The organism is Endozoicomonas gorgoniicola, assembly GCF_025562715.2.
Lineage (GTDB): Bacteria > Pseudomonadota > Gammaproteobacteria > Pseudomonadales > Endozoicomonadaceae > Endozoicomonas_A > Endozoicomonas_A gorgoniicola.
This window is the reverse complement of record NZ_JAPFCC010000001.1, coordinates 2,334,631-2,347,454: the sequence shown is the minus strand read 5'-3', so window position 1 is coordinate 2,347,454 and position 12,824 is coordinate 2,334,631. Positions and strand designations below refer to the sequence as shown.

9 protein-coding genes are annotated in these 12,824 nt (G+C 48.0%); 5 read left to right on the top strand and 4 right to left on the bottom strand.

From position 1 onward, the window contains the following. Positions 1-271: 271 nt before the first annotated feature. Entirely contained in the window at positions 272-2,251 is a 1,980-nt protein-coding gene (locus NX722_RS10730) for a hypothetical protein (RefSeq protein ID WP_262567964.1), read from the top strand. Between the two features lie 2 nt (positions 2,252-2,253). On the opposite strand, the gene NX722_RS10725 is transcribed toward NX722_RS10730, so the two are convergent. Next, positions 2,254-3,246, bottom strand: a complete 993-nt coding sequence (locus NX722_RS10725) for an IS30 family transposase (protein ID WP_262563592.1) — start codon at positions 3,244-3,246, stop codon at positions 2,254-2,256. Between the two features lie 105 nt (positions 3,247-3,351). On the opposite strand from NX722_RS10725, the gene NX722_RS10720 reads away from it, so the two are divergent. From NX722_RS10720 to NX722_RS10705, 4 genes are all read left to right on the top strand, one after another. Beyond that, positions 3,352-4,011, top strand: a complete 660-nt coding sequence (locus NX722_RS10720) for a hypothetical protein (RefSeq protein ID WP_262567963.1) — start codon at positions 3,352-3,354, stop codon at positions 4,009-4,011. Between the two features lie 251 nt (positions 4,012-4,262). Continuing rightward, a complete protein-coding gene (locus NX722_RS10715; RefSeq protein WP_262567962.1) occupies positions 4,263-5,000 on the top strand; it encodes an IS110 family RNA-guided transposase in 738 nt (245 codons plus the stop codon). Between the two features lie 103 nt (positions 5,001-5,103). Further along, positions 5,104-6,096, top strand: coding sequence for an IS30 family transposase (locus NX722_RS10710; protein WP_262563592.1), 993 nt, complete (start codon positions 5,104-5,106; stop codon positions 6,094-6,096). Between the two features lie 64 nt (positions 6,097-6,160). Continuing rightward, positions 6,161-6,748: a transposase gene (locus NX722_RS10705; RefSeq protein ID WP_262567961.1), complete on the top strand. Its 588-nt coding sequence runs from the start codon at positions 6,161-6,163 to the stop codon at positions 6,746-6,748. Between the two features lie 382 nt (positions 6,749-7,130). On the opposite strand, the gene NX722_RS10700 is transcribed toward NX722_RS10705, so the two are convergent. The 3 genes from NX722_RS10700 to NX722_RS10690 form a co-directional block, all read right to left on the bottom strand. Continuing rightward, entirely contained in the window at positions 7,131-8,531 is a 1,401-nt protein-coding gene (locus NX722_RS10700) for an IS1380 family transposase (RefSeq protein ID WP_262563762.1), read from the bottom strand. 169 nt (positions 8,532-8,700) lie between these two features. Further along, positions 8,701-9,561 (bottom strand): universal stress protein, encoded by an 861-nt coding sequence (locus tag NX722_RS10695; protein ID WP_262567960.1) that lies wholly within the window; start codon positions 9,559-9,561, stop codon positions 8,701-8,703. A gap of 128 nt (positions 9,562-9,689) precedes the next feature. Further along, entirely contained in the window at positions 9,690-12,824 is a 3,135-nt protein-coding gene (locus tag NX722_RS10690) for an efflux RND transporter permease subunit (RefSeq protein WP_262567959.1), read from the bottom strand.

Here is a 12,824-nt window from a genome sequence, read left to right as displayed (position 1 = left end):
AATCTTCGAGTATTATATTTGGCCTCAGGCTGTGTTTTTCAAGGGCTTGAGGGTTTTCGGACAGGCACTAAGTAAAATAGTCGGGATTGTGAGGAGTGCAAGAACAGGGTTTTGGAGGTTGGGCATTCCTGAATGTGTCATTTGAGATTGATGCTAATCTTGGTTCGGTGCTTTTTGGATGATGTAGATGTTCGTTGTTTTAAACTACCGGGTTTGTCTTCGAATCATCTTCAAAGCCATCTGAATAATCTTGATTCGAAGGAGACCAAACTTGAAGAAGTCAAAGTTATTCGTGTGTACCATATTTTCATTTTTTTTTATTCACTTTTCCTTGTCCGCCCTGTTTAACAGTTCATTGCTTTTTGCTGCCTCCGACAGTGTTGTTTGTGAAACCGTTGGCGATTTAACTTCAGGTTTTTCGGGAAAGGCGTTTTTAACAGACAGTCGTCAGGTGTGCTTTAAAACGGTTGACGATAACAGAGCGGTTTTCACTCCATCTTCTGCCAGTTCACTTTTCTATTTCCTGTCAACCGTTTTATCAGCTGCCGGAAGCGCCGGTGTTGTTTTTTCAGGCAGGTCCGGAGATGTATGGAGCCACAAAAACCAGTGGCTGACGGAGTCACCTTCTCAGGCATCCGTTTTAGAAACATTGTTAAAAAACAGATTGATTCCTGATGCTTCTTTTTTCAGAGAGGTGAACGACAGAAAAAGAAACAGGCTTGAGGGAGAGTTGGAGCGGGCGATTGCTAACTGGCAGCAACTGGTTAAAAAACCGTCTTATCCTGCTGTGGCTATTTCTGTCAGCGATGCATCTATGCGGGTAGTCATTACCCGGGGCGACATTCTCCGGGGCACAAGCCTGGCTTCTCTGTACGAAGAGCTGATCAACATCCAGACGCAAAGCTATCTCGCACTACTGGATACTGAAGCTTTGAAGGATATTGCAGATACTGTCACTGGTGGTCTGATGGCTTCCGGAAGTGGTGGCGGTGATGGTGACGATAATGACAGCACTCATTATTCCTTCGATGCCGAACCTGATGCTGAGCCGCTGGTTATTGTCTATGACGACAGTGAGTATCCAGCGCAGGATTCAGCGGAAGAGCTGATCAAGAAGAATCAGGAAAATAAACGACGACTATTAAAAGTCCTCCGGAAAAAAATACAGCAGGCCATAGCTCTGGGTCGTGGTGATCTGGCCCGGATTCTTGATAACAGAGTCATGCTGATTGAAGCTGACCTTGAGCACCTGAATGATTTGGAGACATCATCAGCCGGAATAACGGAAAACGATCAGGGTTCTCCGGGGATTTTGTCATTCCTGATGGCATCGCTGGTTACTGATAACCAGGAACTGCAGCAGCGTGATGACAACGCCCTGATACAGGCACTGTCTCAATACTCCTTAGGCACTGATTACCAGAGCGTTCTTATTGTTTCCAGCGAGTTAACGCACGAAGAAGTCCTGTTCTATGACCGGTGGCAAAATACGGCCACGGGGCTGGTTTACCGGGCATTGAAAAGACGGCTGGAGCAACAGTTGCAGCCAGAAACAGACGACATTAACGTGCCAATACAACAAACTGAGTCTCTGATTTCCGGTCTTAAAGCACTGGCGCATCAATTCCGGGAGATGTTTTCAGCGGATCTTTCAAGCCGGTCCTATGGCAGGCAGGTACCCAATAAAGGCGAAGAAAGTCACAGGCAATCCGAAACATCTTCACCCCCGGCAGCAGGCGGGCAAGAAGTCAGAGTAAGTCATAACACCCACACCAATACAGCCTTAAAGAACCATGAGGGGCATGACCAGGAAGGCGACGAAGGGGAAGAACCGCCTCACAGGAAGGTACATACAAAAGACATCCATTGCCCGCTCTGCAACTACGGAGTTTGCAGTCAGAAGGTATCAGGAGCTGAAGGGAGTGGCTTAACCACGGCAGAAGAAAATGGGAAGTTAGAGAGTGTCGACATCAGGCCTTCAGCAACGGGTCTTCAACCTCTTGCCAGCACGCTGGATCTTGGTCAAGAATGGAAGCCTGAACAGGAGGGCTTTGTGGCTCGTCATCTCTCTGGGCTGACACCAGAAAGCCCGGTAGAAACAAATTATTGCGGGCTAACCTTTTCATTTCAGACACAATCCTGGATCAATGCAAAACTGGCGCTCTCGTTCACAAGTTGCGACCTTGAAGGCAATTCAAAAGATAAGAATGATATCGGTGTTCAAATCCTGAAGAACGATGGTAATCCCTGAATTCAAGTCATAAGTGCATAACCCATGACTTTTCTTGCATCTATTCCAGTTGACTCTTTAAATGCCTCATAAGGAGTCTTGTAGCCCAGGCACTTTCTTGGCCTGTTGTTCAGCTTATCCACTGCAATGATGACATCTTTTTCTGTCACGCCATTAAGCTCCATCGACTTGGGGAAATACTGCCTTAGCAAACCATTAGCATTCTCATTCTGGCCTCTTTCCCAAGAATGGTAGGGGGCAGCAAAGTAGCTGTCACATTTTAAAGCTTTGGCAATTGATTCATGCTGAACAAACTCCTTTCCATTGTCGTATGTTATTGTCTTTACAAACCTTTTCAGAGGCTTGAGTACGTCAATTATTCCCTGTTTAACCGCTTTTGCCTTCTTGCCTGGTAGAGGGACAGCAAGGCGAAGCTTGGTTTTTCGTTCATCTAATGTAGCGATGGCTCCTTTATGATTTTTACCTATTACAGTATCAGCTTCCCAGTCACCAACTCGCTCTCTGTTGTTGACCACTTCGGGGCGTTCTTCAATGCCAACCCGATTTGGTATACCGGTTCGGTTATGAGCTGAACCGTATCGCTTTCGATAAGTTTTTTTCTGGTGCCTCAAGTGCTTATAGAGCGAGCCTCCGCGCCGTTTATCATCCGCTACAAATTGATAAATCGTCTCATGATGCAGCTTGATTACACCGTCCTTTTCAAGCCTTCCAGCCACTTGTTCAGGACTCCAATCTGAACGGATATCGTTTGAAATACGTTGTTTAATGTCGTCTGTCAGCTTAATAGCTTTTGGCTTATCTTTGTGCCGCTGCCGAGCTGTGCGATTAGCCTGTTGGTGCCTGTACCCTCTTTGCCCTTTATTGCGGTTTACTTCTCGCGACACGGTAGGCTGTGAACGGCCAAGCTTTTTAGCAATTTTGTTTTGTGAAGTCCCATTTTTGAGTTCAGTTTCGATATAATATCTCTCTTCAGAGCTCAGGTGTGTATAGGCCATCCTTGGCTTCCTCTGTATGGTTTGGTTGCTTTACAGAATACCCCTGAGTTCTGATTCACTTCAAAGGTTCTGAAACAATCCTCTGGTTACAGAGGTTATGCACTTATGATACGAATTCAGGATCAATCAAAATCTGACCATAAGGAATTAAGTAATTATCAACAGGCGGAGATTATTAAGCACTCAATTCAAGAAAAGATGAGTCTGGTATTTAGTAATAAGGAAACAGGCTACTATCAGTTAAGGTTAGGCGTTCTTGATAAGTATACTGCCTTTGCAATGAAGTTAAGGTTAAGGGCATGGCTTGAAGGGGAGGTTGATTGTCCTGCAGGGCTTGCTCCCAGACAGCTCTTGGTCTTTGTAACCACCAGAGACCTGGAAAAGGATGGAAAAAATGCTGACAAATTTCATGGAGCGGGGGGAACCAGGACAGAGCCGTTAACTAAAGTCTTCACTATAGATAAAGACGATGAGGATGTCATTATCCATGGAGAGGATGGTAATGGAAATCCAAAAACACGCTTTGGTAATTTAGCTCAAATATGGCGATATGGAATGTTTAGTAATGCACGCGGCAGTTTTAAGTCTGTACTCGTCAAAGAAATCCAAAATCAGGTCGAGATACTTATTACACCTGCAGTCGTTTTTGCTCCCGAGACTAACAATATGGAGACACCTGCTTCCTCAGCTTCAGTGCATGATAGCCACTCCGGTCACTCTGATAATAAAGGCGCCATCGTCAGATGTTCCGGTTTAGCGGACTAGCCCGCCCGGCGGGCACACAACCCAGAGTAACTCTTAGCTGCCAACCTCAATTCTTCGTCCTACGATAAGGAAGGAGGCATATCCGAGCCAGAGACCGAACGCACACTGGTGCTCTTGCCCGAAGTTTAGCGTGGTCGGGAGGCTGGCGACCGCATCACTGATGACGCCTGGCGATCTCGTTCAGAAGACTGCATATGATCGACAGCCCCATACCCGGATATGCCTTCGTTCAGTAGTGTAGGAACGCAGTCATGAAACACAACCCAAATCCGGCTAAAGTTCAAAAGCGGATATCTGGCCATCTAAAAACCGTGAACCTCTATGCTGCAGGCATTGATATTGGTTCAGAGTTCCACTTTGTTGCTGTCCCTAAAGAGCTCGATGAACAGTCGGTTCGGTCTTTTGCCTGCTTTACCTCTGATCTCGAAATGATGACTCAATGGCTCGTGAAAATCGGAATTACGACCGTGGTCATGGAGTCTACCGGAATCTATTGGATTCCCGCTTTCGAAATGCTTGAAGAGCACGGCCTTGACGTCAAACTGGTGAATGCTCGTCATGTTAAAAACGTCCCTGGTCGTAAAAGTGATGTGCAGGACTGTCAGTGGTTACAACAACTGCATACTCATGGCCTGCTTGAGGGAGCTTTTCGCCCTGAAGATCAGGTGTGTGCCTTGCGTGCCTATATGCGTCAGCGTGAAACCCTGATCCGTTACCGGGCGTCGCACATACAGCACATGCAGAAAGCTTTACGGCAAATGAACCTGTTGTTGGACAATGTCGTTGCGGATATCACTGGCAAAACGGGGATGGGTATCATTCTCTCCATTCTCGCGGGAGAGCGTGACCCAGAGGTACTGGCCAAACACCGGGACTCTCATTGTAAAAAATCAGAGAAAGTCATTGCTAAGTCACTGCATGGGCATTACCGGGTGGAACACCTATTTGCCTTAAAGCAGTCTGTTGAGCTTCCTGAATTCGTATCATAAGTGCATAACCTCTGTAACCAGAGGATTGTTTCAGAACCTTTGAAGTGAATCAGAACTCAGGGGTATTCTGTAAAGCAACCAAACCATACAGAGGAAGCCAAGGATGGCCTATACACACCTGAGCTCTGAAGAGAGATATTATATCGAAACTGAACTCAAAAATGGGACTTCACAAAACAAAATTGCTAAAAAGCTTGGCCGTTCACAGCCTACCGTGTCGCGAGAAGTAAACCGCAATAAAGGGCAAAGAGGGTACAGGCACCAACAGGCTAATCGCACAGCTCGGCAGCGGCACAAAGATAAGCCAAAAGCTATTAAGCTGACAGACGACATTAAACAACGTATTTCAAACGATATCCGTTCAGATTGGAGTCCTGAACAAGTGGCTGGAAGGCTTGAAAAGGACGGTGTAATCAAGCTGCATCATGAGACGATTTATCAATTTGTAGCGGATGATAAACGGCGCGGAGGCTCGCTCTATAAGCACTTGAGGCACCAGAAAAAAACTTATCGAAAGCGATACGGTTCAGCTCATAACCGAACCGGTATACCAAATCGGGTTGGCATTGAAGAACGCCCCGAAGTGGTCAACAACAGAGAGCGAGTTGGTGACTGGGAAGCTGATACTGTAATAGGTAAAAATCATAAAGGAGCCATCGCTACATTAGATGAACGAAAAACCAAGCTTCGCCTTGCTGTCCCTCTACCAGGCAAGAAGGCAAAAGCGGTTAAACAGGGAATAATTGACGTACTCAAGCCTCTGAAAAGGTTTGTAAAGACAATAACATACGACAATGGAAAGGAGTTTGTTCAGCATGAATCAATTGCCAAAGCTTTAAAATGTGACAGCTACTTTGCTGCCCCCTACCATTCTTGGGAAAGAGGCCAGAATGAGAATGCTAATGGTTTGCTAAGGCAGTATTTCCCCAAGTCGATGGAGCTTAATGGCGTGACAGAAAAAGATGTCATCATTGCAGTGGATAAGCTGAACAACAGGCCAAGAAAGTGCCTGGGCTACAAGACTCCTTATGAGGCATTTAAAGAGTCAACTGGAATAGATGCAAGAAAAGTCATGGGTTATGCACTTATGACTTGAATTCAGGCTTTATGATTTTTACGAAAAGCAAATTGAAGATTGTGACAAGGCATTGGAAGACTAGTTGAACCAGTTTGATGATAAGTCCGAGAGTATCTCTCTGCCTGCAAAACGCAAATCAGCCAGCGCCCCTGCTTTTGATGTAAGAACTCACCTTTACCGGGTGACAGGGGTAGATCTGACATCGATTGAGGGAATAGAGGAAAATACCGCCCTGAAGGTAGTTTCTGAAATTGGTACAGACATGAGTCGCTGGCCGACAGTGAAGCACTTTTGTTCCTGGCTGGGACTGAGCCCGGGAAACAAGATATCAGGAGGCAAAGTGTTGAGCAGCAAGACCAAAAGAATCCCTAACCGGGCCGCTTCTGCTCTGCGTATGGCTGCACTGACTCTGGTGAGTTCGAAAAGTGCGCTGGGAGCCTATTATCGTCGAATGAGAAGTAAGCTGGGGGCACCAAAAGCGATTACAGCGACTGCACATAAACTTGCCCGGCTGATTTACAGCATGCTGAAAAACGGCTCAGAGTACGTAGATAGAGGTCAGGATTACTACGAGGAGCAATACCGTGACCGAGTCATTAAAAACATGAGAAAGCGCGCTGAAGACATGGGTTACAAACTGGTCGAAATTGAAACAGCCGCACCATCTTGACTCTATGCAAATAACTAGTCCCGAAGGAGTTACTCAGAAGGCGCTCTGACCTTAAAGTCCGCCCCTCCTGAGGCACAGCTAAAGTTATTGCCGGGTACATTCATTAAGATATTTCCCAAAAATGCGATCAGCAGGTTCAATATTTTTAACTGATGCCCTAACCCGAATATTTCATAAATGAGCAACAAGTTCCGGAAAAAACATCCCATTCTGATTTTTTCGGAGGTCTGTTGCTCTACTGTCCATGAAAAAGGTATTACAACCCGAACTCACCATTAATTCGGATGTTTTTTGATCAGCACCTGCTTTTTCAGGACAACAGAATTCCCCAACACTCTTTCTGTTGGTCGCTATTTTATTCTGATTGAGTTTATGAAGCTGACTATCCCGGTCGAGGCAGCGGCATTGAATAAAAGACTTCGGTTATATGCTGCAAAAGCCCTTTTATTGGACAGCTGCGGGGCAAGTGAAGTTTGATTCGGTCTTTATACTCAACCACTTTAACCGCGACCTTACAAAGTTTTGTGATCACGGTTGATGGCTGTGCCTTTTCCAGCTCCGTACCTTTCAGTGCCTTGGTTCTCAGCTCATAGTGAAGAACATAAGCAGCGCAGGCGTAAAACATTCTCAGGTGATTTGCCAGAAAGCCTTGATCTGACAAGCGATCACCGGACAAATCACTTTTCAGATGCTTAATGAAGTTCTCATCCTGCCCTCTGGGACAATAAAGGTCTTCATATATTTCCTCGGGGGAAGCCTCCATCATCGAAGTCACAATAAAGCGGGGATTGTCGCCTTTCTGGTTGACCTCTGCCTTATAGATTATCCGGGTGTCCAGCCCTTTCCAGCTTTTTGCCTGATAGTCCGTTTCTCCGTAGAGCCTGAGTCGCTCAGGCTCTGGCATGTTGTTCAGTTTTGCCAGCCCGGTTTTAACGTCGAGAGCTTTCCGCGCTTCATCCAGCAACTCTTTGGCTTTAGGTCGCAAGGCCGTCTTGTGTCCTGCGCCTTTTCCCAGCACGTAGTCGGAGTGAGGGTCATCCTGAACAACCTGCATTAACTCTGGTTGGGCAAAGTGGCTATCCCCACGAACCAGTAAATGGGTTTTCGGCCATCTTGTACGGATCAGCTTAATGAGGCGCTGGAGAATAGCTGCATTCTCTCGGCCTGTGGGTGTTTTTCCAGGACGCAGGATCGAAGTGATCAGCTTGCCGCTGAGCCCCTCAAAGATCATTAAGGGCAAGTAACAGTAGTCTTGATATTTGGCGTTGAACAGGTTCATCTGCTGGCCGCCATGGGTGATAGCAGGCGTATGATCCAGGTCGATAATGATGGCTAATGGCGGGTATTCATAACTGCTGATGAAGTGATCAGCCAGTGCTTTGGTCATATTATAAATATCCCGTTTGGTCATGGACTGACCAAGCCTTGTATACGTTGGAGCGGAAGCCAGATGGTTATCATCGTCCAGTGGGTTTCTTCCATTGGCAAGCTTAAAGATTGGGTCTTTACGCAGATGGTTGCTGTCGTTTGCATCTTCATAACCACAGGCCATTTGCAAAACTCTTTGGGCAATGAGTTCTTGCAGGGTGTGGTCGATGTAGGATTGATGACGTTTATCGTCAATGCCGTCAGTCAGCCTGGATATGATACCGCTGTGAAGCATTGTTTCACGTAGCATCAGGGCGCCAAAATCAGAGGATAATTCTCCGCCATTGAAGTCTGCCCGGATAGTTTTTCCGTTGGAGGGGTGAAAACGAAGCTGTTCTTGTGTAAATTTGTTCATGGCAAGTTCCGGTTTGCTTCTTCCGAAGCATTTTTTTGGTCGACCCAATTATATCAAGTGATTGGGCGGAACTTGCCTCTTTTTATGAAATATCCGGGCTAAATAGCGAGGTAAGGCCTGGTGGACTTTCAGGCCTCCCGGAAAAGGCCGGGAGGCCTGGCAGGCAGGGTTATCTTTCCAGCTCTCGTTCCAGTGGGATCATGTGATGTCTGGGTTGTACAACAAGCAGGTCGGTATCAATATCTGAAATCAGCTGTTCTGCAGTATTGCCAAGAGCGACGGCAGGCAGGCCGGTTCTGGCCTGGGTGCCCACAATCAGCAGGTCAGCCTGCAGTTCACGGCCAAGCTCCGGGATCAGTGATTCTGCCGGGCCGGGTCGTACATGGATGTCTTTGGGCCGGATGCCGTAATTGTGGGCGTACTCCTGACAGTGTTTAAGGTAACGGTCTTTATCCGTCGCCCCATCGCCATGGTCCTGGATAGCGAGCATTGTGGTTGGATGGGCCGTAGCCAGATGCAGGGTAGCACCATAAACATCAGCAGTGAGTCGGGCGTTTTGCAGGATAGCCTGATTCAGCTGGTGATGGTGCGTGTCGTCAGGGTCGCCATTGACTGCCGCCAGCATGTGCGAACTCTGATAACTGCGATCATGGCGAACCAGAAGAACAGGTACCCGGCACTGGCGCAGAAGGTTCCAGTCGTTCGGGGTAGAAAACGCACTGAGCAGGCCACCTTCAGGCTTATAGTCTTTAACAACCAGATGGCAGCGTTCCATCTGTCGTGCATGAATAACGGTGTCGACCAGACTGTTTGACCATTTTTCCTGGGTGAAGACCTTTACGCCTTGATCACGGATTTCGCTGGACAGTGCTTCAAGCTTTTCTCTGGAGGCTTCCGATGGTTTCGGGTTGGCAGACAGGACATGAAGCTCTGATTCTGTCGCCCTTGCAATTTCAATGGCACGATTCAGGGCGATCTGTTTTTCCTTGCGTGTATCAATCACAACAAGTACTTTTGCAACTCCTCGCATGGCTCTACACTCCATTTTATGTTCTTTAATACTGATCTTACCCAATAAAAAACGAGGTAAACCTGATCTGCGTCAATTAATATGTCTGTGATTAGGAGTAAAGGGAGCGATTTGTATTTGTTTATCATTCACTGCGTAAAGCATCGCCCAATCGGGCGGTGATACAAGCGGTGAATGGTAATATCCTGTCCTATCAGGTAGCAGCAGGGCAACAGGAATAGTATCACTGGTACTGTGAGCAGAATGCCATAGCCCAGTGTCAGGGCCATTGGTCCCATATATACATCGGAGCCACCCAGGCCATAAGCCAAAGGCAGCAAACCTGCCACAGTAGTAACAGAGGTCAGTAAAATGGGGCGTAGCCTTGATCCTGCTGCTTCAATGATCGAATGGATCATCAGCTCAGGGGTTGCCTGTTTGCTTTGCCGGTTCATTCGATCCACCATGACCAGGGCATTATTCACGACTACGCCGCAAAGTCCCAAAATACCCACAGCGGCAAAGAATGACATTGGCTGCCCATGCAGCAGTAATGCGGTTGCGGCTGAAACCACCGCAAAAGGAATGATTAAGATGACCAGCAAAGGCTGGAACAATGAGCCGAACAGCAAGGCAATAATCATCCAGATTCCCACCATGGCCATTAGCATGGCGCTGGTGAGTCCGCGCAGTGCTGCGTTGGTCATTTCTGCTTCTCCTCCGGCTTCCAGGCGGACTCCGGGGTATCGATCAGCCAGCTGATTGAAATGGGCAATCGCTTTTTCTGAGATATCTACTGCGTTTGGAATAACATCACTGTCCTCCAGACTGGTAGTGGCTTCACTACCGGATTCCACGTCATCGTCATCATCATCGCCATTAGTACCATCTTCAATATCACCGGCGACCAGGCTGCTGCGATCACCATTCCAATGACTCAGCTCCCGTGGTGTCATAACCGTTTCTACCCTGGCGACCCTTCGCAACGGCACTGTCTCGCCGTTTTCAGAAGGAATATCCAGGTTGGGCAGATAGTCGGCATTACGCCATTTTGAGTCGAGCCATACCTTAATGCTCACTTCGTCATCACCCACCCAGCTGGTGGACGCTTCAGCGCCTTCATAAGCCAGGTTCAGGGTGCGATTAATATCCTCAACGGACAAACCCAAACGGGCCAGCCACTGATAATCTGGAAGAATTTGCGCCTGTGGACGACGATTGTCGTCAGATACTTCCAGCTCCACTACGCCAGGCTGTTGTGCCAGCCATTGTTTTAAATCCCGGGCCATTTGCAGACGGCTGGCATCATTAGAGCCAAATATCCGAAACTCAAGAGGGTCGGGCGGGGGAGGGCCGCCGGCATCCACCTTGATGTCCGCATCAGTGACCCCGGGGATGGTCAGGGCTGCATCTTCCAGCATCCCTGCCACTTCGTCAGCAGACTGGGAGCGACTTTCGACGGGAGTCAGAATAATCAGCCCGGTGGATTCAGGTGTTGTCTGGCGGATGTGATAGCGTTGCACCTCAGGGGTTTCTTCCAGTAATTTCAGCAGAGGCTGTTGAATACGAGTCACCTTATCCAGAGAGGTGCCATCCTGAACTTCAATGCTTAACTCAAGAAGCCTTGCTGCACTGGTGGGGAAAAAGTCCAGCTTTAACTGACCCAGGCTCAGGTATAAAACGCACATACCGGCAATGAGAACCACCGGGACAACAGCGTAGCGGGCAGCAAGCACCTTTCCCAGCATTTGTTGATAGCGATTTTTGATGATCAGAAACCACTGGTTTTGCTGTTTTTGCTGGTGTGACTCTGTACCTGACATGGCGTGCGCCAGGTGCGCAGGTAACAGCAAAGTCACATCAATCATAGAGACCAGCAGGGCCATCATGATGGTGATTGGCAGGATGGCATAGGTGGCACCAAAGTCACCGCCCATAAACAGCATGGGTACAAAGACCAGCAGTGTAGTCAGAAGGCTGGTTACAACAGGGCGGAAAACTTCAGAATACCCTTCAACGGCGGCTTCAACAGGCGGCAGTCCCTGGTGGTATTTCTGGTCGATACTTTCTGCTACAACAATGGAGTCATCAACAATGATACCAATCACCAGCAGGATCGCCGACATGCTGATACTGTCGAGGGAATAGCCAAACAGCAGCAGCATGCTCACCGTACCAAAGACACAAACCGGCAGTGAGGTGGTGATCCACGGGGCCAGGCGGCGTTGAATAGTGATCAGCAAAACAGCCAGCACCAGAATGGTACCGATCAGGCCGTTGTTACGCACGACTCTGAACCGGTCACTGATTTCTTCTGACAAATCCAGAGAGTTTGAAAACTTCAGCTTGCCGCCAGTGCGCTCGCTTTCATGGCGTAACAGTGCTTTCACGGCATCAACGGTTTTGAGGATGTCGCCGGACTCAGTCTTAAAGAGGGTAAACCCTATCCCTTTCTCGCCATTGGCGACAAAAGCTTCAGAGGGTCGCTCAAAGCCATCTCTTACCTCGGCAATGTCTTTCAGTCGCAAGGGGCTGCCGCCGGGCAGCATGGTAATAATACTCTGTTCAAGCTCCTCTGCAGATTGAACCTGGGTCAGGGTCAGCAGGTTTTTCTCCGCCAGCCAGGACTCTACGATTCCGCCACTGCTGGATTGATTTCGTCTGGCAATGGCATCCACCACGGTCTGGGGATTGATCCCATAACTGTTCATGCGGTCAGGATCCAGGTTTACGATAAATTCCCTGAGGCGGTATCCGGCAGTATCAACTTTACCAATACCATCCAGCGCTCTCAGCTTTTTCTCCAGTTGCCTGGCTGCTTCTCTCAGCTCTGCATAAGGCATATCGCCACTGATACTAAAGATAAAAAACTCAAAAGTAGCTGTGTTTTCTGCCTCGACTAACGGAGCATTTTTCAGGTCGGCAGGCAGATCGGTCACACGGTCCACCGCTGCACGGATATCCTGGTTGACCAGGTCAATGTCTTCTCCATCCCGAATAAGGATTTCAATTTCCGAGAGACCGTCTACTGATATGGATTGATACCAGCTAATGCCTTTGACCGTTTTTAACTCCTTTTCAATTCGATTGGTAATTTCCAGTTCTATCTCTTCAGCAGAGACACCGGGGTACTCTGTTATAATGACGGTTTCGCCCTGCTTGGCAGCGGGCAATTCCTGAAGGGTAATATTGAACAGCGCAATAATGCCCATAACACAGGTCATGGCCAGTACCATGCTGGCAAAAAAACGCTGCTCAACAAAAAAACGCAGGAAGGCTTTCAT